This is a genomic window from Enterococcus sp. RTP21361st1_A6_RTP21361_211029 (genome assembly GCF_040910045.1).
Classification (GTDB): domain Bacteria; phylum Bacillota; class Bacilli; order Lactobacillales; family Enterococcaceae; genus Enterococcus_D; species Enterococcus_D gallinarum.
Map to the genome: position 1 here is coordinate 1 of NZ_JBDGBK010000012.1, position 23,824 is coordinate 23,824.

Annotated in this window: 19 protein-coding genes and 1 tRNA gene; 12 read left to right on the top strand and 8 right to left on the bottom strand. The window is 42.4% G+C overall.

Annotated elements, in window-relative coordinates; all coding sequences use genetic code 11:
* Nucleotides 1–106: 106 nt before the first annotated feature.
* From AB5Z52_RS03415 to AB5Z52_RS03425, 3 genes are read right to left on the bottom strand one after another with little or no spacing between them, the layout of a single operon-like run.
* Nucleotides 107–964: an ROK family protein gene (locus AB5Z52_RS03415; protein ID WP_005470873.1), complete on the bottom strand. Its 858-nt coding sequence runs from the start codon at nucleotides 962–964 to the stop codon at nucleotides 107–109.
* A gap of 5 nt (nucleotides 965–969) precedes the next feature.
* Entirely contained in the window at nucleotides 970–3,654 is a 2,685-nt protein-coding gene (locus tag AB5Z52_RS03420; protein ID WP_005470872.1) for an alpha-mannosidase, read from the bottom strand.
* A gap of 32 nt (nucleotides 3,655–3,686) precedes the next feature.
* Nucleotides 3,687–4,976 (bottom strand): glycoside hydrolase family 125 protein, encoded by a 1,290-nt coding sequence (locus tag AB5Z52_RS03425; protein ID WP_003125950.1) that lies wholly within the window; start codon nucleotides 4,974–4,976, stop codon nucleotides 3,687–3,689.
* A gap of 154 nt (nucleotides 4,977–5,130) precedes the next feature.
* Here AB5Z52_RS03425 and AB5Z52_RS03430 point away from each other — a divergent pair, with 154 nt between their 5' ends.
* From AB5Z52_RS03430 to AB5Z52_RS03440, 3 genes are all read left to right on the top strand, one after another.
* Nucleotides 5,131–6,201 carry a LacI family DNA-binding transcriptional regulator gene (locus tag AB5Z52_RS03430; RefSeq protein WP_137264358.1) on the top strand — a complete coding sequence of 357 codons (1,071 nt, stop codon included), beginning with the start codon at nucleotides 5,131–5,133 and terminating at the stop codon, nucleotides 6,199–6,201.
* Between the two features lie 18 nt (nucleotides 6,202–6,219).
* A complete protein-coding gene (locus AB5Z52_RS03435) occupies nucleotides 6,220–8,397 on the top strand; it encodes a GH92 family glycosyl hydrolase (protein WP_137264357.1) in 2,178 nt (725 codons plus the stop codon).
* Between the two features lie 78 nt (nucleotides 8,398–8,475).
* Complete coding sequence (locus tag AB5Z52_RS03440) at nucleotides 8,476–8,631, top strand: hypothetical protein (RefSeq protein ID WP_021150114.1); 156 nt, start codon at nucleotides 8,476–8,478, stop codon at nucleotides 8,629–8,631.
* 23 nt (nucleotides 8,632–8,654) lie between these two features.
* On the opposite strand, the gene AB5Z52_RS03445 is transcribed toward AB5Z52_RS03440, so the two are convergent.
* Entirely contained in the window at nucleotides 8,655–9,464 is an 810-nt protein-coding gene (locus AB5Z52_RS03445) for an HAD-IIB family hydrolase (protein WP_086269078.1), read from the bottom strand.
* Nucleotides 9,465–9,630: 166 nt separating this feature from the next.
* Here AB5Z52_RS03445 and AB5Z52_RS03450 point away from each other — a divergent pair, with 166 nt between their 5' ends.
* The gene (locus AB5Z52_RS03450) at nucleotides 9,631–10,626 is read left to right on the top strand and encodes an ROK family protein (protein WP_137264356.1); all 996 of its coding nucleotides are present in this window, start codon (nucleotides 9,631–9,633) and stop codon (nucleotides 10,624–10,626) included.
* A 109-nt stretch (nucleotides 10,627–10,735) separates the two neighbouring features.
* On the opposite strand, the gene AB5Z52_RS03455 is transcribed toward AB5Z52_RS03450, so the two are convergent.
* Nucleotides 10,736–11,116, bottom strand: a complete 381-nt coding sequence (locus tag AB5Z52_RS03455; RefSeq protein WP_003125943.1) for a VOC family protein — start codon at nucleotides 11,114–11,116, stop codon at nucleotides 10,736–10,738.
* A 292-nt stretch (nucleotides 11,117–11,408) separates the two neighbouring features.
* On the opposite strand from AB5Z52_RS03455, the gene AB5Z52_RS03460 reads away from it, so the two are divergent.
* From AB5Z52_RS03460 to AB5Z52_RS03480, 5 genes are read left to right on the top strand one after another with little or no spacing between them, the layout of a single operon-like run.
* On the top strand, nucleotides 11,409–13,253 hold the full coding sequence (locus AB5Z52_RS03460; protein ID WP_005470862.1) for an FAD/NAD(P)-binding protein: 1,845 nt from the start codon (nucleotides 11,409–11,411) through the stop codon (nucleotides 13,251–13,253).
* Nucleotides 13,254–13,311: 58 nt separating this feature from the next.
* The gene (locus tag AB5Z52_RS03465) at nucleotides 13,312–14,250 is read left to right on the top strand and encodes a MoxR family ATPase (protein WP_003125938.1); all 939 of its coding nucleotides are present in this window, start codon (nucleotides 13,312–13,314) and stop codon (nucleotides 14,248–14,250) included.
* On the top strand, nucleotides 14,250–15,278 hold the full coding sequence (locus AB5Z52_RS03470; RefSeq protein WP_368243297.1) for a DUF58 domain-containing protein: 1,029 nt from the start codon (nucleotides 14,250–14,252) through the stop codon (nucleotides 15,276–15,278). Before AB5Z52_RS03465 ends, AB5Z52_RS03470 begins: the two co-directional genes overlap by 1 nt.
* Nucleotides 15,275–16,459: a transglutaminaseTgpA domain-containing protein gene (locus AB5Z52_RS03475; protein ID WP_368243296.1), complete on the top strand. Its 1,185-nt coding sequence runs from the start codon at nucleotides 15,275–15,277 to the stop codon at nucleotides 16,457–16,459. The genes AB5Z52_RS03470 and AB5Z52_RS03475 overlap by 4 nt, the downstream gene beginning before the upstream one ends.
* Complete coding sequence (locus AB5Z52_RS03480; protein WP_288551639.1) at nucleotides 16,404–17,429, top strand: transglutaminase domain-containing protein; 1,026 nt, start codon at nucleotides 16,404–16,406, stop codon at nucleotides 17,427–17,429. The genes AB5Z52_RS03475 and AB5Z52_RS03480 overlap by 56 nt, the downstream gene beginning before the upstream one ends.
* Nucleotides 17,430–17,525: 96 nt before the next feature.
* Here AB5Z52_RS03480 and AB5Z52_RS03485 read toward each other — a convergent pair whose 3' ends face one another.
* A complete protein-coding gene (locus AB5Z52_RS03485; RefSeq protein ID WP_040013690.1) occupies nucleotides 17,526–20,183 on the bottom strand; it encodes a cation-translocating P-type ATPase in 2,658 nt (885 codons plus the stop codon).
* Between the two features lie 348 nt (nucleotides 20,184–20,531).
* On the opposite strand from AB5Z52_RS03485, the gene AB5Z52_RS03490 reads away from it, so the two are divergent.
* Together AB5Z52_RS03490 and AB5Z52_RS03495 are read left to right on the top strand one after the other, a co-directional pair.
* Nucleotides 20,532–21,266 (top strand): NADPH-dependent oxidoreductase, encoded by a 735-nt coding sequence (locus AB5Z52_RS03490; RefSeq protein ID WP_003125932.1) that lies wholly within the window; start codon nucleotides 20,532–20,534, stop codon nucleotides 21,264–21,266.
* Between the two features lie 545 nt (nucleotides 21,267–21,811).
* The gene (locus AB5Z52_RS03495) at nucleotides 21,812–21,970 is read left to right on the top strand and encodes a hypothetical protein (protein WP_162787467.1); all 159 of its coding nucleotides are present in this window, start codon (nucleotides 21,812–21,814) and stop codon (nucleotides 21,968–21,970) included.
* A gap of 79 nt (nucleotides 21,971–22,049) precedes the next feature.
* Here the strand turns inward: AB5Z52_RS03495 and AB5Z52_RS03500 are convergent.
* Nucleotides 22,050–22,123, bottom strand: a tRNA-Ile gene (locus AB5Z52_RS03500).
* Nucleotides 22,124–22,388: 265 nt separating this feature from the next.
* On the bottom strand, nucleotides 22,389–22,640 hold the full coding sequence (locus AB5Z52_RS03505) for a hypothetical protein (protein WP_113849468.1): 252 nt from the start codon (nucleotides 22,638–22,640) through the stop codon (nucleotides 22,389–22,391).
* Nucleotides 22,641–22,929: 289 nt separating this feature from the next.
* On the opposite strand from AB5Z52_RS03505, the gene AB5Z52_RS03510 reads away from it, so the two are divergent.
* Nucleotides 22,930–23,439 (top strand): Panacea domain-containing protein, encoded by a 510-nt coding sequence (locus AB5Z52_RS03510; RefSeq protein ID WP_113849467.1) that lies wholly within the window; start codon nucleotides 22,930–22,932, stop codon nucleotides 23,437–23,439.
* Nucleotides 23,440–23,824 lie beyond the last annotated feature (385 nt).

Consider the following 23,824-nt stretch of genomic DNA (forward strand, 5'->3'; position numbering starts at 1 on the left):
AATTCGAAACGAAGTAGATAAAAAGCTGTTCCAAGCTCGAGTTACGAGTTTGGAACAGCTTTTGTCTACAGTCTGAAGCAGCACGTATTGCTGCTTTTTACTTTTTTTATTGGGCTTCTTTTCCTAATAACAGACTGCCAATAATGCCGCTTTTGTTCGGCAGCCCCCAAGCAACAATGTATTCTGTGACTGTCGGTGTTTCCATGTAACCAGCCATTTGCTCAGTAAACTGATCGTGGATTTTCGTCAAAAGATGCGGTTGGTTCATCACTCCGCCTCCTAATACAATTCGATCAGGGGCAACTGTCAAAGTGATATTCACAAGTGCTTGCCCAATATAAAAGGCTTGTAAATCCCAAATCTCATGATCTTTTGGCAAATGTTGTCCTTTGATACCTGTCCGTGCTTCCAGTGAGGGACCAGCTGCTAACCCTTCCAGACAATCTTTGTGATAGGGACAGGTGCCGACATAATCGTCCTGCGGATGCCGTTTCACAAAAGTGTGCCCAACTTCCGGATGACCTGCGCCTTGGAAGATTTCCTCATTGATTACGATTCCAGCTCCAATACCAGTGCCAATAGTTAGATACACGCAGCTGCGCATTCCTTGTGCTGCACCTTGTTTCAGTTCCCCAAAAGCCGCAGCATTGACATCTGTCGTCCAGGCAAAACGAGTGGCGGGATACCGTTTTTTCAAAGTCCCTAAAAAATCAAACTGCTGCCAGCCTTTTTTGGGTGTTGCTAAGATTTTGCCATACGTTTCTTGTTGAGGATCGATCCCAATCGGACCAAATGATCCTACCCCCATGGTGGCTAAGGTGTACTTATCAAAAAAAGCAAAAATAGCAGCCATCGTTTCCTCTGGTGTCGTCGTAGGTAGTGAGCACTCATCAATGATAGATCGTTCATCAGCGACCGCACAATTCATTTTTGTTCCACCGGCTTCAATTGCACCATAAAACATCTTTTTCACTCCTTCAAACCGATTGTTCGAATTTCATAAGCAGCCAGTGTTTCTCCAACTGATTGAGGCTGTTCTTCTTCCAACAAATTAAGCAGGCAACGATCTGTCTTTTCTTTCTTCGCGACAAAAGGTGTTGCTGTATCGGCAAGATTGTACCCTCTTAGAACGAGCAAGTCATCTTGGCGACGACGTTTAAGAGCCGTGATCGCCACTGTAGCGCCATTGGCTTCCACGAATTGTGACTGTTTTTCTAATAGACCTGAGTGGATGGCTGTTTGCCGGGCGATCCAAGGCACTTGAGCTGCTTGTGCTTGTCGATAGGTTTCGTAGCGTTCGTTGGCTTGAGCATGCAACTCAATCCCGTACTCAAACGTATGCTTACCGATACATTGCGCTTCTGGTGTTGGGAAATAGCCCCAATCGCCAAGTTCTCCTGTGCATCGTAACAATGTCAAACAAATTTTGTCTTCTACGATCTCGTATTCATTTAATCCAGTATTGGAAACTGTGACGCCGAAATCTTCCTCATGTAAATTAACAAATGCGTGTTGATGCTGCGGATTTGTCGGATTTTGCCAATGGCTAGAGACTTGATTCGGCCTTCTAACTGCTTCATAGATACTATCAGCTTCATGTTGATCCGTATGGATACCCGTAGGGAAAAGCGCCCGTAACCGGTGGTCTTTGCTTTGGTTGTTCACTGTCGTTTTAAAACTGATTCGTTTACTGTTGCAGTCCAAGCGAATTTCTGTTTCCAAGGTAAATGGCACTGTTTGTTGCGCCCTTTGTGCTTTACGGAAACGGAAATCGACGACTGCTTTTTGTTCTTCAAGTAATTGCTCATCAGCCGATACTGGAATTTGCATCATCTGCGTTACTTTAACGACGCCATAAAGAGCAGAATTTGCGATGACCTCAATTTGATGAGGAAAAGCTGTTGAGTAAATGGCGCGGTCCCCTTCAGGTTGTTTGAAAATATACTCATTGCCGATATCGCCAACATCTTCAAAAACCAATAAATCCGTCAATTCTTTCCCGGTTGCTTTTTCTTTGATGGTCAGACTGCCGTTTGAAGTGATCGTTGCTTGGACAAACGCGTTTTCTAAAACACGACCATCTGCTGAAACGATTTTTTCTGTCGTAGATGCTACTTGTGGCTTGTCAGCCTCAATCAGTGCAAAGGTCTGCCATGAAAATTCCGGCATTTGATCCACTTGGACTTGTACATTGACAAAACGCTTCATAAAAGGAATCCGAAAAGCGTCTTTCGGTAATTCATAGTCAAAAAGCACTTCTTCTTCGCTGATTTTTGCCGGTAAGATCTTTCCTTCAGAATCAATGATTTGGTAAGAACCTTTAGGCTGTTGCTGCAACTCTTGATATAACCGGCTAGGAAGCCCTTCTCGGAATGTTTTCCGGCTCAGTTCTACTTCCACTTCAACGATGCCCGAACGTGTCGTCCCTGAGGTATTAAAGACTACAAATGGTCGGCTTTCTTTTGGAAAAGCGGAAGTATCGATGACATTTAGCAACTGTGCTACTGCTTCATCAGCGACATATTTGCCGATTTCATTGGCTTTTTCAAACCGCGGCATCATCTCCCGATGCACTTCGTCCACCGAACAGCCACAAATACTGTCATGAGGATGATTTTGCATCAACAGTTTCCAAGCGTGGTCCAGCACATCGTGGGGATACTTCTTCGTTACCTCATACGCCATCGTTGCTAATGGTTCAGCCACATTTTCCAATTGACGTGAGACGCGCGTATTCCATTGTTTCAAATAAACCCGCGAGGAGGCCGTGTTGGCTAGCGTATACCAGCCGTCTGTCTCTTGACTTGTCAATTCGCCGCTCACGGTCCCAAGGTCTGCTGGCAAATCCGCTTGAACTGCTGCAAGGTATTCTGTGAACCCAGCATGCTTGAATTCATAATCAGGGAACAATTCATTCGCTAAGCGGATCGCTTCACTGATATTTTTTTGGACAGGCTGATGATCCACCCCATTCATCATCAAGTAATGATTTGTCGAACCAAATTTCTCAACATCTTGCAATTTTTGAGTCCAAAACTGGTGTGCTTCTTCCCGATCAACCGGAATCTCATTGCCATTGGAATACCAGTTGGCAAAAAGTAGACCAAAGATCTCACTGCCATCTGGACCTCGCCAATTCATTTCTGAGTATTGGGAGGTAAACTGATCATCCGGTAAAACTTCGTTATCAAACCCGATTGGCTTAACTCCTCGACCAAAAGCTGCACTGTGTAAGTTGGCTTGCTTCATCATTTGCGGTGTTTGGCCCATATTCCCGAATGTATCCGGGAAATAGCCCAGCATGACGGGTGTTCCCCATTTTTTGCTTTCAGCCATCCCAATCAACATGTTGCGGGTATTGGACTCTGAACTAATCAAAAAGTCATCTTGAAGAATATAAAAGGGACCAATTTGTAATTTTCCTTGATCGATTGCTCGTTTGACCGCTGCCCGCTTTTCCGGACGAACTTCCAAATAATCATCTAGGATAATGGTCTGACCATCTAAATGAAAACTGTGGAACTCAGGATCTTTCTCAAACAATTCCAATAGATCATCCATCAATTCAATCAAGCGCATATGGTGTTGCTCATAAGGCATATACCACTCACGATCCCAATGACTATGAGATACGATATAAATTTGTTTTTTCATTGTCTAACTCCTCTCGTTTTTGCCGGAGATGCTTATTTTTCTACTCGAATATCAAAGTAATCCATGACAAGCTCACAAAACATCATATTGGCCCATGAGAACCATTCCCGGGTATATTTCGTCGGATCATCCACATCGAATCCTTCATGCATCAAATGGGTGCCAGCATCGGTTGCAACTAATTGATTGAGGATTCGTTCTTTCTCCGCCTTATCTGGTGTCGTCATGCCTTCCATTGCCATCGCGATCGGCCACACATAGTTTTCTGGTGTATGAGAGCTTCCGATTCCCTTCGCATATTTTCCTTCATAGAAGTAAGGATTTTCGGAACTGAGCAACGTTTTGCGTGTGGCTAAATAGGTTTCATCTTGATCTGATCCGTAACCTAAATAAGGGGCGGCAACCAAATTCGGTACGTTGCTATCATCCATCACAGTGGCATTGCCTTGACCATCGACTTCATAGGCATAGATCGTTTGACCCGCTTGATTGGTGGTTTTGCCAAACGCATCGATCCCTGCTTGGATCTCTGATTGGAGCTGTTTTGCTTGAGTAACAATCGCTGGTTCATTCAAGATAGAACTAAAAATCTCAACAATGTAGCCTAAAACCACTACAGCAAACATATTCGAAGGAACCAGATAACCATAAGCACATGCATCGTCACTGGGACGAAATCCCGACCAGGTCATACCAGTTGGTACGACAGGCGCTCCTTTCCCGTCATTGATCAAGGTATCTTCTTTACGCCATGTTTCTCTCTCAAAGCGATAAGGAGATTCTTGATGATTTTGTTCCGTGGCAAAAACATGAAGGGCTTTTTTGATACCGCTCACAAAATCGTCATTAAACTGATCTGTTCTGCCAGTATTCTTATACAACAGGTACGCCAATTGAATGGGATAACACAAAGAATCGATCTCATATTTTCGTTCCCAGATCCAATCATTCATCTCTGTCAAATCGCTTTGATGCCCGGCGCCATTTGCTGCTTCATTAAAGGCATTGGCATAAGGGTCGATATTGATATAAAAAAATTGCTTCTTGACTAATCCGCTGATCATCGCTGCCAGCTCTTCATCTTCCTTGGCAATTACTAAATAAGGCCGTACCTGCGCGGTTGAGTCTCGCAACCACATCGCCGGAATGTCCCCTGTCAGTAGAAATGTTGTGCCATCTTCATGGCGTTTGACCGTTGTCAACAATGTGTTAGCAAAAGCAGCATTGAAGTTTTTTGCCCAATCCGCATGTTCACTTCCGCAACGTTCGGTTATTTCCTGCATAAAGTTTGCAACTGAATTTGGTATTTCTTGATAAGCCATTTGGTCACCATCCTAAATTTGATATATCATTTTACGAATTCAGTATAACGATGTTTCTCAGCATTGTCTAGTTCAATTTGACAAAACTCTATTTTCAATTTTGAACGAATATGCTATCCTGTGAATATGATATATCAAAAAAGGAGATCAACTCATGAAAGAACCATTATACAAAAAAATTTATCACGAATTGTATGAGCAGATTCAAAGCGGTGAGTTAGCTCCGGAAAGCCGTGTCCCTACTGAAAAGGAATTGTCAGAGAAATACCAAGTGAGTCGCATCACCTCCAAGCGAGCCTTAACTGAATTGGAACAAAATCAGCTGATCTATCGTATTCAAGGAAGTGGCAGTTTTGTTCGTAGACCAATCCAACCACAATCAAAGGGGAAAGTGCTGTTTATTTTACCCTTCGCGAATGACCTTTCCCTTGGCAATTTTACGGAAGGCATCTATCCAGTCATGCAGGAACAGGGATTCGAATTGATGCTGACACCTGTTGATTATCTGGAGCAAACCACGGCCGAAGCTTTGACAGAAGAATTTGACGGAATGATCTACTACGCTAACAACACGAATTCAAATTATGATCTGCTTTTCGAACTGGCTTCACAAGGGTTCCCTGTCGTCACACTTGATAAAGCACTGCATGAGTTCTCATTCCCAGCTGTTTTGGCAGACAACTTTGAAGGAGGACAGTTAGCGACTGAACATCTTTTGGCACAAGGTCATCAACGCATTGGCTATATTTTTGGTGAACGTCACCATCCACAGTCTGTCCGCCAACGTTATCTAGGCTATGTGGATCAATTAAAAAAGCAACAGTCGTCTTTTCGAACAAAACTTGATGATCCTCAGGCACTTTTGTCATCAGCTGTTAGTTATATTCAAGAGAATCAGTTGACTGGAGCTGTCTGCGAGAATGATCTTGTCGCCATCGAATTGATGCGCCAATTGAAACAAGTTGGGGTTCAGGTTCCAAAAGAGTTTGCTGTGATCGGCTTCGATGACATTCAAGCGGCTGCATTGGTGGATCCACCTCTCAGCACTGTAAAACAAAATTTTGCCGAGTTGGGTCGTTTGGCTGGTACAAAATTAGTACAGTTGATTCAGTCAACTGCTGCCGACTTATCTCCGCTCGCCAAAGAAGATGAGTGTGCAACAGCGAATCAGAAAGTCGCAGTCACTTTAGTTGTCAGAGATTCAACAATTGACCAAAAACAATGACATAAAGGAGCAAACAAAATGAAAGTAACAATGATCGATACGAGGCATGGGACAGATAATCAATACAGCTTTTCTCACGGCAACTGTCTCCCTTATACAGGGGTTCCGTTTGGCATGAACTATTTTGCCCCTCAAACAAGCGACCAACGTGGAAGTTGGTGGTTCCATCCTGAAGACCGTACGTTTCAAGGATTTCGACTGACCCATCAGCCAAGCCCTTGGATGGGCGATTTTAGTCACCTTACTTTTTTGCCTATTAATGGGAAGTTATCAGAAAATACACTATTTCATGCCCAAAGTTCCTATCGTCCAGAAGAAAGTGTCTTCAATCCAGCTTGTTTACAAGTGAAAAGCCAACGCTACCAACTCACTACAACATTGATCCCAAGCATGTACGGAGGCATTCTGGCTCTAGATGGTGCAGTGACTGATCCTGGCTTAGGAATCTCTTTGCCTGGGCGCTATCAGCTGCAGCAAGTCGACGAACAGACCGTCAAAGGACAGGTCATCAATTACTCTGGCTGTGAAGACAATGACTTTGCTTTTCACTTCATCTTGCGTTTTGAAACAGCTGTTCATGCGATTGAAGGGGAATTATCAGGAGAAAATGGCTTTGTGGTGATTCGTTTTGAAGAAAAAAATCAGCAAACGATCCGTTTGGGGACATCCTTTTTAAGTTCTCAGCAAGCCTTTCTGAATCTCAGCCGTGAGTTGGATCAAACAACAGCTGACTACTTGTCTAATGCGCAGCAATCATGGGAAAATTACTTGAATCGAATAGATATCAAGCACCACGATCCAAAACAAGTTTCAACTTTTTATCATAATTTTTATCGGTTGTTTTTATTCCCACAGACTTTTTATGAACGAGATCAATCTGGTCAAAAAATCCATTACGATACACTTGCCAAGACCATCAAACCAGGACCGCTTTATACAAACAATGGTTTCTGGGATACTTACAAAACAGTCTACCCACTCTTTTCTCTGATTGCGGTCGAGCAGCTAGAAGATATGTTGGAAGGATTTTTGAACAGCTTTAAAGAAAGCGGATTCTTGCCAAAATGGTTATCACCTGATGAGCGAGGGCTGATGCCAGGTACATTGATCGATGCTGTGATCGCTGATGCCTGCGTCAAAGGAATTCGACCTGACTTGATGCCAGAGTTCTTAACAGCTATGAAGAAAGCAGCCTCCATTCAGAGTCCAAATCCAAATTACGGCCGGCAAGGAACTGCCGATTACTTGAAATACGGCTATGTTCCTAGTGAGTACCATGAATCTGTCAATCATACCCTTGATTATTGTTACAGTGATTTTTGCATTGCCCAAGTGGCAAGTTCTCTGGCTGACCCTGAAGCAAGCTACTATCAGCAGCAAGCAAAAAACTATTTAGCGATCTTTGATTCAGAAACAGGCTTTATGCGAGCAAAAGACAAAGCCGGTGATTTTCGGACGGATTTTGATTCCTATCGTTGGGGTCGTGATTATGCAGAAGGGAGTGCGTGGCAAAGTAGCTTTGCTGTGTTCCATGATTTTGCTGGCCTGATCGCAGCTCATGGCGGCAAACAATCCTTTGAACAAAAACTGGTGGATTTGTGCAATCAAGCTCCCCATTATACTACCGAGGGCTACGGTTTTGAGATTCATGAAATGAGTGAAATGGCGGCTTTGGATTTTGGTCAGTTAGCTATCTCGAATCAGCCTAGTTTCCACTATCCTTATCTCTTTAGTTACATTGGCAAACCAGAAATGGCACAACCATTGATTAAACAATTGCTGACCCAATGTTTCGATGATTCTCCAAAAGGGTATCCTGGAGATGAGGACAATGGCAGCATGTCCGGTTGGTATGTTTTTAACGCATTAGGTTTCTATCCTGTCACTCCTGGTACCGGCGAATACGTTTTGGGGATGCCTTTGCTTGACGAAGCGACACTCTTTTTGTCGAATGGAAAAGAACTTAAAGTCCACAGCACGCCAAATCAGCCGCAGCAGCAATTTATCGACAATGTGACTCTAAATGGTAAACAACACTCTCGGTTGTTCTTTACTCATGATGAACTGATCGCTGGTTCGACGATCCGCTATACTCTAGGCATCGTTCCCCGCAGTAAGACTTGGTCAGCGGAAGCTTATCCTTATAGTCTGTCGCATAGTCAAGAGTCGAATGAAGACCATAATGAAAATCGGTAGGTACCTTTTTTAAAGAACGAGCAATACCGAAAGAAAAAAAGGTTGCGACATAAGGATCAACCAAACTAAACTATCTGAATGACAGTAATTGAATTGCGTGAGGTATTTCCCACTTATGGAGATACCCTGCTGACCGCCGGACAATTACAACAACCTTCAGATAGTCAGTTTGTTGAAGAACTTATGTTGCAGACCTTTTTTGCTGGTTGCTCTTTTGCAGCTATCAATCAATGAACCGATAGCCTAAATCGATTAGATCAATGATTAGATTCCTGTAACGCCAAAATCAGTTCAATGGTTCGCAGCACACCATTGTCATCATTGGAGCGGGTCACAAAAGCTGCAGCTTCCTTGATTTCCTCAAAAGCATTTTTCATTGCAAAGCTGTAGGTGCCAGCGGCCATTAATTCGCTGTCATTCAATCCATCCCCAAAGACCATCGTTTCTTGGGGACTCACTGCCAGCAAATTCTGTAATTGGGCTACTGTTGTCCCTTTATGGACACCTTGATTAGTGATATCGATCCACGCAGCTTCTGAAGCAACGATGTAGGCATCTGCTGCAAAAGAAGACAGCTGCTTGACGCTATCGAAACAACGTAACTTAGGATCATATACCGTCACTTTCACGAAGTCTTCTTGGATCTCACTATAACTGGTGACCGTTTTGACAACACGATAAGAACCTCGAACCCGGGCTGCCTTTTCTTCCGTTGTCGTTTCCTTGATATAAGCGGCTGTTGGGGTACAGGCAATGATCACATGGTCATCTGCTATTTTTTCTAATCGTTGGATCAAACGCTGCCCCAATGCATTTGGAAGTAAGGATTCAAACACATAGCCTCCTTGATGTTTGATTCGTGTGGCACTATCCCCTAATATCCAGATTTTCGCTGCTTGATCCCCAAACAGTTCTTCTACGCGCTCGCACTGCTTGCCAGTACAAGCGGCAAAGGCTATCCCTCTTTGTTCCATCATCTGGCTGACTTTATCAAAATAGGTTTGATCAAAGGCCCCCTGGCTATTTAAAAATGTTCCATCTAAATCTGTAATGATCAGTTTGATCATCTCATTCCACATCCTTCGCCGCGTCGCTGCCGCTCTATTTATTTAACTACCTTAATTAAATATACTTATTTAACTGAAAACCGTCAATCGCTTTAGGAACTTTCTTTACATTGCTGCGCTTCATCGCTATACTTAATAAACTAGGTTCACTAAAGGAGGCAATAACATGTCTGCCAATAAAAACTTGATTCGCCACCAGAATATTCAAGTCGTCTTAAAAGAATTGTTTCAAAAAGGGACCTCTTTTGCATCCGATCTGGTAAAAGAGACCGGCATCAGCATGGTGACGATCAATTCTTTATTAAAAGATCTTGTTTCAGAGGGAATGGTAACGAAAGGCAAGCTCGTTCAAAGAGAGATTGGGCGCCCAGCTATCGAATATTGCTTTAACTATAAGTACTCAAAATCATTGTTGCTCGCTTTGATAGAAGTAAATCGTCAATTGGAGTTGAGAAGCTACCACATCGATTTGAAAGGAACGATCTTAGCTGCGCAGCACCAAGCTTTTTCCGAGATCACACCGACAGCCTTTCAGAATCTTGTCCGACAATCTATCGAAGCTTTCGCTGATGTCGAACAGATCGCTGTGCTGTTGCCAGGAAAAATCAGTGAGGGTGTCGTGACTTCCAGCTGGTATGAAAAGTTTGATGGATGGGATCTTGACCAGTTATTCAAGGAGATTACGCCTATTCCTTGCTTTTATCAAAATGATGCCCATTTGCTGACCGTTGGCCATTGTATCGCCAAGCAGATTTCTCTCTCGGAAAACATCGTAGGTATTTATAATCCCGAAAACAGCATGCCAGGGATCACGTTGATCTTCAATGCTTCTCTGTTAGAAGGCCAAAATGCGCTTGCTGGAGAAGCAAAATACTTACCAGGCTTTATCGACAAAGGTGCTCCAAAAAGTACTCAAGAATTGGTGGCCCGCTTATCTGCTTTAGTGCCTTTTTATAATGCTGCTTTTGCTCCTGATTGCTTTGTTTTTGCCAGTACAGCAGCAATAGAAGAAGACTTGCTAGCGGCTATCACTCACGACCCTTTTATTACCAAACAGCCGAATCATCCTGTATATACCTTTGTTCACGACTTCGACCAAGCCATGATCTTGGGTATGCACTGGCTGCTTTTCCGCAATACCCCCTACGATCTATCTTGCTAAACCTTTCCGTTGGGCATTGGGAGTTGCGCCAAAAAAACGAACGAGTAGATCTCTCCTTTTTGCAGGCGAAAAGTTACGCCAAATCAGGGGATCACCGTTCGTTTTTTGTTTACGCAACAGTAATTTCGATCAAATTCCCTTCAGGATCTTGGATCACCGCTTCATAATAACCATCCCCTGTTGTGCGGGGACCGCTCAGCAGAGGAAAGCCATCTGAGACAAAACGTTGGGCATAAGCATCCACTTCCGCTTGGCTTTTCAGAGCCATCGCTAAGTGCGTGTAACCCAGTGTATCTGTTCCACCAGGGTGAAGGTGCTGCTTTGTCGTTAATTCGATACGACTGCCAGAATCAAAACGCAAAAAATAAGATTGAAACCCAGTCTTGGTGTTGTGATATTTTTCAGAACGTTGGGCACCAAAATACGTTTCATAAAATTCGGCCATTTTTTCTAGATCACGAACCCAAATGGCAATGTGTTCCACAAACATTGTATCCCTCTTTTCGCTTTTTTATGAAAAGAATCCATTTTACTTGTCCTTTAATCATGCACATCCAAATTCTTCTCTTATTCATTGTATCGAAGTTTCTTCTTTCCAGCAATTTTAGTCCTATCACAGAGCAATCCTCTTTCTTCTTATTTCCTCATATTTTAAGCCATTACTTGAATGGTTTTTCTGAAACCAGTCGCAATAGTTGCAGTTCCTCAAAAATTTCTCTAAAGTGAAAGAAAATAAGTCATCGATCAAAAAAGATTCTCCAGTTTGCGAAGGAGGAATGAAAATGAACATCGCAATCATCGGTGCTGGACCACGAGGACTGTCACTATGTGAAAGGTTGATTGCTCAAGCAAGTATCAATCAGCAGTCTCTATCTCTCACATTGATTGATCCCTATCCCCCTGGAGGCGCTATTTGGCAAACGAATCAACCGCAAAGTTTGCTACTCAATTCTGTGACCAGTCAAGTCACCCTTTTTACTGACGAAACGCTAGAAACTGGTGGCCCGATCAACCCCGGTCCCAGTCTTTACGAATGGGCAAAAAAAGACGGTAGGAATTTTGCTAAAAAAAATCAGCCCTCACTGGTATCAGAAATTGACAAGTTGGATCCTGACGGTCATTGTTCTCGCGCATTATACGGGCTGTATCAGAAATGGTTTTATCAGCAATTGATTGAAACATTGCCCCCATTCATCACATTCACGTATTTGCAGGAAAACGCCATTGGCCTAATACCGAAACAAACGCACTATTTACTAAAAACAGACAGGCACTCTCTTCAATCGGACCGAGTGATTCTAGCAGTTGGGCATCATCAAGTCTCGCTCACTGAAGAAGAAGATCGATTAAACGAATTCGCCCGCCAAAAAGGCTTTTTGTATTCTCCGCCTCAGAATGCAGCGGATGTCGATTTTAATAAAGTTAAAGGCGGAGAACACGTTATTCTCCGAGGTCTAGGATTGGCGTTCTTTGATTATGTCACCCGTTTGACCACTGATCGCGGCGGTGTCTTTATTGGTTCTGATCGCCTTCGCTACATTCCTTCTGGCAATGAACCAACAATCATTGCCGGATCAGGAAGAGGTTTGCCATACCACGCACGAGGAGCCAATCAGAAGCATCCAACAGAACAGATTCTGCCTCGCTTCTTGACAACGGAACGACTCCGCTCTTGGCAAGCGAAAGGGCAAGATCAGTCCACTGAGTTTTTCTTTTATTTGCAGAAAGAAATGGAACTTGTTTATTATCAACGCTGGCTGTCTCAAGAGTCTGAAGATGATCAAGCGGCTTTTACTGAACAATTTGTCCGCCAAAATGGCGCCGCCGATGTTTTGACAGACTTCCAAATTCCTCGCCAAAATTGGTTGGACTGGCGCTATATCTTCGATCCTTACAAAAGAAAAGAGAGCCAATCGATTCGCGACTTTCTGTTGACCTATCTTACTTGGGATGTTACAGAAGCGGCCAAAGGAAATTTAACAAGTCCGATCAGTAGTATGTTTGAATTGTTAAAAGATTTGCGTGATCCGGTTCGCTTTATGCTTGATCAGCAATTGTTTTCGCCAAAAGCATTAAAAGAAAAATTCTGGCAGTCTTTCGTTCCATTGAACGCCTTTTTATCGATTGGCCCCCCACTTCAGCGCATTCGTGAATTGATCGCACTGATCGAAGCGGATATCGTCACGATTCTTGGTCCAAAGATGATCGTTGAAGGAAGCGGCACCTTTGTGGCTTATTCAGCCAGCTATCCCCAACAACGATACGCCGCTAAGCAGGTATTGGAAGCTCGGATTCAATCGACGGATATTCGTCGTACCGCTAATCCATTGTTAAGACAATTACTAGCTGATGGCATTGCCAGTCCTCATAAGTTATACATTCCTAAGGAGGCTCCGTTTTACACAGGTGCCATTGCGCTTGATCCGGCCACAAGCCAGTTGCTTGATCCAAATGATCAGATTCAAGAAGGACTTTACTGTTTTGGTATCCCAACAGAAGGCATTCACTGGCTAACCGCCGCCACAGCACAACCGGGAACCAATGCTTTTAATTTACGACAAGCAGATCAGATTGCTGCCCATTGCTTGACTAGTTCTCTTCTTGGGGATAGGCGCTGCCTTCAATAAATTGCGATTGCAAATAAAAACCGATACAATAAAAGAAAAGGCTCAAGGAGGTTGAAAAATGGCAGATGAACTACAAAAGATCGATGCGTTGATCAATGAAGTCGAGAAAGTGATTTTAGGAAAACGTGATGTGATCCAATTAACTGTGGCGGCATTATTGGCAGGTGGTCACGTTTTGTTTGAAGATATTCCCGGAGTAGGGAAAACGATGCTAGTCAAATCATTGGCAAAAGCCATCCAAAGCGACTATAAGCGTGTTCAGTTTACCCCAGATCTTTTGCCCAATGATATCTTAGGTGTATCGATCTTCAATTCAGAAAACCAGCAATTTGAATTTCGACCGGGACCTATCTTTACTTCTGTGTTATTAGCAGATGAAATCAATCGCACAACACCTCGTACACAAGCAGCATTATTGGAAGCAATGTCTGAGAATCACGTGACCATCGATAATCAAACCTACGCGCTAAGCCCTCACTTCTTTGTGTTGGCGACTCAAAACCCAATCGAATATGAAGGAACCTATCCTTTGCCGGAAGCACAACTGGATCGTTTTTTGTTTCGATTACACATTGGCTACCCTGCTTTTCAAGATGAGCTTGCTTTACTGATTGGACAACGCCAGCAATCCCTCAATCAAATTCAGACAATATTGACCTCGCAGGAAGTTACCGCATTGAAACAAATGGTCGATCAAGTTTTCGTGGACAATCAAGTTGCTCGCTATGCGCTGCAGCTGGTCCAAGCTAGCCGCAACCATAATGCCATTGATTTAGGCATCAGCCCTCGTGGCGGCATTGCCTTTTTGAAAGGGGCAAAAGCATTGGCTTTGACCGAAGGAAGAACCTATGTGACACCGCAAGACTTGCAACGAATTTTGCCAGCCGTTTTTGGTCATCGCTTATTATTAAAAGGCGGGATTACTGCCAGCCAGGAAAGTCTCTCTGAGATCATGAAGCAAATGATCCAACGCGTTCCTGTACCAGTGAGGCGCTGATGATGAGCAAACAGCGGTTATTGGGAAAATATCTGGTATTTTTTGTTACTTATTTTCTTTTACTAAGCTATTGTATCGTTTTCAATAATGAAGCAGGTTGGAGTCTCCTCTTTTTTGTTACTTTATTGGTACTAGCAGACTTGTTATTCATTCTGCCTTCCCTTAATAAAATCCAAGTGACTCTTGAAGAATCGATCCAAACACAAATAAACAAAGAAACGCCTTTGCCGCTGCAAGTTTTCAAGTATCGGCCAACGCTGTTGCCAATCCCAAAGCTGTCTTTGCTCTTTCAAAATCAGGAACAGACGCTCACTTTTTATCGGGGCGAATCCATCCGCTTAGAGGTGCTGTGGCTTCCTACCGCTCGAGGAGCATATAATGGACTGCCATTGACCCTCACAAGTCAGGAACTTTGGGGATTCTTCAGAAAAAGGCGGCAAATGAAAATCCAACAAGAAATCCTCATTTTGCCAGAATATCGACCCGAGGTCCTATCCTTGATGACACTTTTTGAAAAAAAGCCGCGAAAATATACTTACGGGGAATCAAATTTCACCATTCGAAACTACCGTAACTATCAGCAAGGGGATTCATTAAAGCATATTGACTGGAAGCTCTCCAGTAAACAGCAAGAACTGATTTATCGAGAACACGAAACGGAAAAACAACAGGAGTTGACTTTGTTGTTTTGGGGTGAATCTCACCCTGCTTTTGAAGACACATTGGCGATCTTCTTTTCGCTCCAAAATCTCTTGCTTAAAAAGATGCCTTTTCAGCAACTATTGATCGGCGAGGACCTGGATTCTCCTTATCAAATCCATGCTGGAGCTTTCGCAGCGATTCAGCCATTTATCACAGTCCCAGAACCATTGCCCAAAATCTCAGGGCGTCAGGTGATTATCATCACACCGGCTGTCTCGCAATCCTTAGAAGACTATCTGGAATCCTTGACGCCAAGCAACATGCTGCAAGTTTATACGTATCATGACCTGATCCAACGACTGTCGAACAAAGAGGTGTCTGAATGAATCCTTTGATCAAAAAAGCCATAATCGGAGCTCTGACTTACATTGCGATCATTTTGACGGTGCTGCCGTTTTTAGCAGTCTACCACTTGGGGCACCAAACTACGTTGCTTCTGTACGCCTTTCTGATTTGCTTTGTGAGTATTTTAAGTCCTCGTCTTCGCTACAGTCTGCCTTTTTACATCGTAGGTTGGTTTGTCACTCTTTACCGCTTTTTTCCTTATGGTGAAGGATTTTCCTTCACTTGGTTCCAAAGATATTTTTATGATTTGCAAACAGCTCTCAGCGAGATTCTGGCTGGCAAAGTCGGTTATATCACTGAACTTGTTGCAGTGACCATTATCGTCACCGGCATTCTTCTGTTTGCTGTGTTCTCGATCTACATCCAGCATTTTTATATTGTCTACGGTGCAATGTGTCTCTATCTGCTGACTGTCGTGATTTTTAATGATTTCAATCTAACGTGGCATTTGTTGGGGGTGTGTTTTTGCGGAGTTCTTTGCAGCCTGATCAAAACCCAACAGCTGAAAACAGTACGAGAATGGTCGTTCTGGCTGGGGCTCACCCTGCTATGTTCGTTGCTGTTGGTTGGAGCAACACTGCTGCCAAGAACCGCGATTCGCGATCGCTTGGTAGCAGCTACCACTGGTATACGCACACAAGCGAATCAACGCGGCTTTTATCAGTTTATCGAAGAACATGGTGCACCTAGCGGGTCCCGTACAGGCTTTAGCGAAAATGATCGGCAATTAGGCGGTCCCTTATTAGACGATGATACCGTGTTATTTACAGCCCAACAAGATACCCGCCATTATTGGCGAGTAGAAAGCAAAGATTTTTATTCTGGCAAGGGTTGGATCAACACGATACGGGAAGAAGATCTGCGAACAGTGCCTGATTCCCTGCGGATTGCAGATGATAATTATCAACAAGATTATCTTAAAGAAGAAACAGTCCAGCTTTATTTGCAGAATCAGGGAGATTATTTGCCATTACCTTATGGAAGCAATCACCTCACTATTGAAGAAGGAGCCTCTGGTTTTATTGTGGATGATGCGGTTCAACGAGTCGATCTAATGGAGCCGCAACAACAGATTGAAGTTTCACTGGCTTGGCAGCCAGCGGACTATGCCGCTGAAACATTGCAATCCTTGCCGCTGCAACAAGCCAGATACTCCTGTTGACTATACACAATTACCTGAGAACCTTCCTGCACGGATTCGGCAGCTTGCGCGCTCAATCACAGAAGATCAAAGTACCATCTTCGAACAAGTCACAGCCATTGAAAATCACTTGAAAAATTCAATTGAATTCCGTTATTCAAAAACGGATGCCGTCTATCCAGCAGAAGAACAAGACTATGTCGATCAATTTTTGTTTGAATCAAAAGTTGGCTATTGTGATAATTTCTCGACTGCGATGGTGGTATTATTACGAACGCTCGATATTCCGGCGCGCTGGGTCAAGGGTTTTTCGCCAGGAGATGCTCAAACTGAAAATGGCCTGACAACATTTACCGTGAGAAACCGCAACGCGCATTCGTGGGCGGAAGTCTATTTTGCCGGTTTTGGCTGGGTACCGTTTGAGCCGACGCCGAACTTTCAAAATCCTGATCGTCCCGAATTGCAAACAACAACTGTCTCTTCTGAAGTATTACCTGAAACGAGCAGTTCTAGTCGCGAGTCTTCTACCAGCAGCAGTAGTGAGACCAGCAGTTCCACAACAACGACGACAACTGTTGCGCCAGCAGAAGAACACCTTTTCTCACCTGAAACATGGCAATGGATCCGTTCTTTTCTGCAAGGTATCGCATGCTTGGTTTTCTTGGGATTACTGTATCTTTTGCGCCGCTACTTTTTCCGAATTCGCATCTGGTTGATTGCTCGCTTTCGTTCCGAACCATTACCAACCGCCTATCCTGTCTTGATGAAACAAGCAGCAAAAGTTCTTTTCCATGCTGATTCGGAACCTCTTAGTGAGTACGCCAGCCGATTGGAAGCTGTTTATCCTATTTTCCACGGGAGTTTTATCCAACTGACGGCAACCTATGCAGATTATCTTTACGGTGGGAAACCAATAGACGGCCAACAACAGCTGATTCTTCATGTCGCCCAGCAAATCAGTCAATTAAAGAAAATCAATCAAGTCCATTAAATGAAAGCAAGAAAAAGAACCGAAGACGCAGTGCTGCATGCTGCGCCTTCGGTTCTTATTTTGTTCATCTGATTAGCGAAAACACTCCCGCAAGTATCATGAGTTCGTGTTGTTCCCTCGAGATTGTACCGCTAAAATAATCAGTTTTGTGATTTCCATCATCAAGACAGCACCAGCTGCCATAGCTATGCTTAAGCCAACATGGTTCATTGTAAAGGTTTCTGGAATCGCAAAGACTTCCCGAATTCCAGGTAGCAATGTCACACTATAAAGCAGACCACAAACCACGATCGCCAGCCAAACCATTTTATTCGCAAACAATCCAGCTTGCCAAGCAGTCTCTGTATTGGAACGAGCAGGCAATGTTTGTAATGTACGGCTCCAGATCAAAGTTGAGAATGCCATTGCAACACCTAACTCCGGCGATTGATTCATCCCGATCCATTGCGCTATAATCACCACTGCCGCAATCAAGATCCCACGATAAGTAACTGAGATCAGCGTTTTACCAGAAAAGATGCCAGCATCAGGATTTCTAGGTTCTCTTTGCATGATAGTTGGTTCCGCTTTTTCCATCCCTAAAGCGATAGCAGGAAGCGAATCATTCACTAAGTTGATAAACAGCAATTGCAAGGCTGTAAATGGATTGTCCCAGCCCATTACTAAAGCAAACACAATGGCGATAATCGCGCCGAGGTTACCAGCAAAAAGATAAGAAATCGCCTTTTTGATATTATCAAACACATTGCGGCCAACTTCTACCGCTCGAATAATTGAAGCAAAGTTGTCATCTGTCAAGACCATTGCTGCTGCATCTTTTGCAACGTCCGTTCCTGTCCCCATCGCAATCCCGATATCCGCTTGCTTCAATGCTGGTGCATCATTTACGCCATCACCGGTCATAGCAGAGATTTTCCCTTTACCTTGCCATGCTCGCACAATGCGGATTTTATTCTCAGGAGAGACGCGGGCGTAGACAGTGATTTTCTCCAATTGATTCGTCAGTTCTTCTTCCGACAGTGCATCAAGCTCTGTACCAGTCAATGCTAAGTCACCTTCTTGCGCAATCCCGATCTCCTGAGCAATGGCCACAGCCGTCGTTTTGTGGTCACCAGTGATCATCACTGTTTTGATGCCAGCCGATTTCGCGTCTGCCACGGCTTGCTTGACTTCCTTCCGAGGGGGATCAATCATCGCCATCAAACCAACAAAGATCAACTCTTCTTCGAGACCTAAATGCAGTTCTTCGTCTTCAGACACTGTCAGCGGACGATAAGCAAAAGCCAAAACCCGCAGCGCTCGTTTAGAGAATTCTTCATTTTGATGCTGCAACTGATGTTTGATTTCCTCAGTCAGTGGAACGATTTCGTCATTGATAAGAACCTTTGTACTTCTTCCGATCACAATATCCGGTCCCCCTTTTGTCAAAAGGAGTTGTTCCGAATCAATGGTATGCAATGTGGACATCAATTTCCGATCGGAATCAAAAGGCAATTCTTGTAATCGCGGGTATTGTTGACGAATCTCACGATACGGTTGATTCAATTTTTCTGTATAATCAAGAAAGGCAATCTCTGTGGGATCTCCTAGTTTAGCTCCTTCGGGACTGATTGCCGCATCATTTGCAAGCACACTGATCTCGATCAAGCGACGTTCAGGCACTGTCCATTCAGCAGGATTCTCAGAAAATTCACCCGTCTGTCCATTTGGCAAATAAAAATCAACGACCGTCATTTTATTTTGGGTCAATGTTCCTGTTTTATCTGTACAAACGATACTAGTAGAACCTAGTGTTTCAACTGCCGGCAACTTACGAATGATCGCATGTTGACGAGCCATTTGTTTGGTACCGATCGATAAAACAATCGTAACGATCGATTGGAGTGCTTCAGGAATAGCAGCCACCGCAACAGCGACTGCAAACATAAAAGCGTTGACTAGATCGGCGGTCATATCGCCAGACCCATCACCTAAAAATAGCCGAGCAACTTGGACACCTAAAATAATCAAGGAAAGAACGAGGATCGCCAAGCTCAATTTTTTGCTGAAGCGATCCAGCCCGCGTTGTAATGGCGTCTTGTGTTCCACTGTGTTTTCTAATAAACCAGCGACTTGCCCGATTTCTGTCACATTTCCTGTGGCAGTCACAATGAAACGTCCACGGCCGTAAGTCACGATCGTTCCACTAAAGACCATGTTATCGCGGTCTCCAATAGGCGCTGTGCGGTCAATAACCCCAAGTTCTTTTTCAGCAGGTGTCGATTCACCGGTCAGCATTCCTTCATCGACTTTCAATGCCCCTTCTTCAATCAGACGGCCATCAGCAGGTACATAGTCCCCTGCTTCTAGAATAACGATATCACCCACTACCAATTCTTTTGCCGGTACCGTTTGTTCCTTTCCATCTCGGATGACATTTGCATTGGGTGCCGAGAGGCTTTTCAATGCATCTAACGATCCTTCTGCTTTTTTCGTTTGGATGACACTAACAACCGAATTCAGTAGCAAAACAGCAAAAATGACAATCGATTCAACATGGGCGCCCATGATCATCTGAACGATAGCCACGATCAGCAAAACGATCACCATCGCATCTTTGAAGGTTTCTAAAAAGAGTATCAAACTTGATTTTTTGGGAGCTTCTTTCAGCTGATTCAAGCCATTTTCTAAGCGCTTTGCCGCTTCTTGCTGGGACAATCCAGATGGACTGCTGTTTACCTCGTTCATAACCTCTGTGATTTCTTTTTGATACATTTCTTTTGCCAATGATTTCTCTCCTTCATAGTTGCTATCCCTTGCATGAGTCCTTTTTTAGAAAAAAAGAGACCTAAGACAAGTGGATGCTTGTCTTAGGTCTCACCATTTCATATAATACCAGAAAACTGTCGCCAGTTTACTTACTGTTGATATTATCGCAGCCGAAGCCACTGGTTACTCCCCTAAGGGTTTATCAGAATGTAGAATCATCATAACGAAATTTTTTGAAGATAGCAACCTTTATGCACAAATTTGTCTTTTCTCAGATATATTTTTTTGAAAAAAGCTTCTTTTTTCTGTTACACTAATCTACAGCGTAACAAGCGTGACAGAGGAGGAACAATAATGGAAACCATTGATTTTTTTACAAGTCACACATCGGTTAGAGACTTCCAAAAAAAGTCTTTATCAGCAGAAATGAAGCAACAACTTGTCAAAGTAGCACAAAGCGGTTCAAGTTCAAATTTCGTTCAAGCCTATTCAATCATCGAGATCAAAGATCCTAAAAGATTAGCAGAAATCGAGAAAATCGCCGGTGCTCCCCACTATATCACACAGACGGGTGTCTTTTATCTGTTCGTAGCAGATTTATATAAACACCATCAATTGTTGCAACAAGCAAATTTGCCTAGTGATGGGTTGTCGAATATGGAAGCCCTTCTAGTTGCTGTGGTAGATACCACGATTGCTGCTCAAAATATGGCAGCCTTTGCAGAAACCCAAGGTCTGGGAATCTGTTACATTGGCGGAATCCGGAATGACTTGTTCCGTATCACTGAACTCACGGAGCTGCCCCCGTATACACTGCCATTGTTTGGGTTGACTATCGGTTATCCCGCAACGAAAAATGAGCCGAAAGTTCGCTTACCGCAATCCGCTGTGTTAAGTGTCGACCACTATCAGCCCCTGACCGAAGACCTCGTTGCTCGCTACAATGAAACTACCGCGGACTACTATGCCCATCGGAGAAGCAATCAACAAAAAACGGATTGGCAAACCAAAATGACTGGCTTTTTCCAAGAACCTCGCCGTCCGGACGTAGAAAAATTTTTGAAAAGGCAAGGCTTTTTGACACAGTAAGTACGAAAACAAGCAGCTGCTCCTTGTTACCGGTCGCTAGACTGTCTCCATCAAAAAAACACCTCATGAAGAAGTTCTTCATGAGGTGTTTCGAGTTGTTTTATTTTGCCAAACGGTAGATAGCAAAACTATATAAACGTTAATAAATCAACGATTAAACCCAAAAATATTATTTTATCACACCAAAATCACACTAAATTTCCTGGACAAAATGCTTTTCATTGTTATGGATTGAAACAAACTATTTTTACCTTTACATCAATTGTGAATATTTAATAAAATAAAAGAAAAAATGAATTGAGGGATAAAAGTGAAAAAAATTAGTCGCTGGATTATTACTTTCAGTTTTATTTCTGAGCGCTTGTACTAACTCCGACTCAGCAGAAGAATCTAGAAATTACAGTGAGACAAATTCAATAGTGAAAAAAACTGACAATGAGGAACGATCCGAGGCTTCAATAATTGCAGAGAATGTTCTGAAAAAACACTATAAGATAGATAATTTGGAAGTTAATTTTATTAATGATACATTTAAAGTGTACCGTATGCCGTATGATAAAAACTCCGATACTGGTAAAGAGTACAAAAATGTTTATAGTGCAATCGGTAATTTTACTTATCAAGACAAAATTTATGATTTTGATATGCTCTATTCACTCACAGACAAAGATAGTTATGAAGTTTTGTATTTCTATCCCCTTTAGATGATTCTAAAAATACTATTAATAGACCACTAGAAAGTGATAAATAAAAACTCTTACTCTAACTGAGCAAGAGTTTTTATGTACCTTGTAGGATTCGAACCTACGACCGGACGGTTATGAGCCGTCTGCTCTGACCAACTGAGCTAAAGGTACGAAACAACCCACTCAGAAGAGTGGGCTTCCCTGAAAGGAGATTAATGAAAAAATCTCAGCTGAGTATATTTTAAAACGTGAAATTATATTTTTCAATATCAGTTTTTTTAAAATATACGTTTTTTTATAGCTTTTAAAGAAACAATAATACCCACTCGTAGAGTGGGTAAACAGAGAGTTAATCAGAAAGGACTGGTACATAAATTTTAACTCGCACGTTTTATTCTTTCAATACATATTCGTATTAAAAATAACATGTTTTTTATTACATGTATTGTTCTACGTGTTCAATCTCTTTTTGGAGTTCTTTCTCATCATACTTTTCATACTTACCTGCTTCGTGCGCAATCTTTTTGATCTCATGCATTGCTTTTTTCTCTACAATCCATTTCTTCATACTATGTTTCTTCGCATCATCATTTAGAGAATCTAGTTCCTCTAAATCGCGGTCTAACTTGTTCAATACTTCTCCAATTTTGACCAATGCTTTTGCTTCTTTTTCTTCATAGTTTGACATAATTGACACACTCCTTAAGTATTTGGTAACTAAAGTGTACTCCCGATGCTTTTTATTTGCAAATGAAATACTAGCACTTGTGAGGGTTTTCTTATGATGATTTTTACTGTATTTATGTCATGTTAGATAAATAAAAATGCCCACTCAGAAGTAGGATGGGGTGGAATTATTTTCTAGAAAGATTTACAAATATATTTTTTTGTATAACTTGCGTATTTTAATTTACTATTAGTCATATGATATATATAATAAAGGTGTGGAACACTTGTGAAACAAAGGAGGAATTGAAATGTCAAAAGTTATGGATGTTGCAAGCTTTCTTTTGCTGTCTTACAAACAAATTTACGGACATGACTTTGGCGATAGTGAATTAAAATTACAAAAATTAATGTATCTCGTTCAAAGACAACATTTAGCACTACAAAACGAGCCCCTTTTTGAAGAAAGTTTTAAAGGATGGATTTTAGGTCCTGTGCTTCCGGAGTTACGAAAATGTTTTCAACATAATACCATTCCAAATGAAATTCAGGGCGAATTGACAGTTGAGGAAAAATTCATTATCGAAAGTGTAATCTACGAATTCGGCAATATGACTGCTCGATCATTGGTAGATTTAACGCATGAGGAAACCTCTTGGAAAAATTCGAGGCAAGGTCTAGACGAAAATGAAAATGGCAATGTTGATATATCTATTGATGATATAAAGTTTGATGCAGCTAACATTAGAGTATACGATTATAACTATGATATGTATTTAGATGAATTTGATGAAATTCCTCACGAAAGGATTTTAACATAGGTGCGACGTCACGAAATTCCAGTAGGGACTATTTGTGCAAGCATGTTAAATATAGGCAATAAAAGTTGTATTAGACCTATTTTAGTTATAGGGAAAGAAGATATAGATGGTAAATGTGACTATACTTGTTTACCTATTTCAAGAGTAACTTGTTCAAATCGAATCAATCCAAATTACGATGTCGAAATAACTACTCATAACCATCCTAGACTAAACATGCAATATCCTAAACAATACATCAGAACTCACAAAGTGATGACATTGAATAGTTCAACTATGTACTGTAGTGCACCAGTTCATTTAGATTTAGAATATCCAGATACCTATAATCGTGTAATTGATTGCTATTTAACTTTTATCAATACTCTATTTTAAAATTATGTAC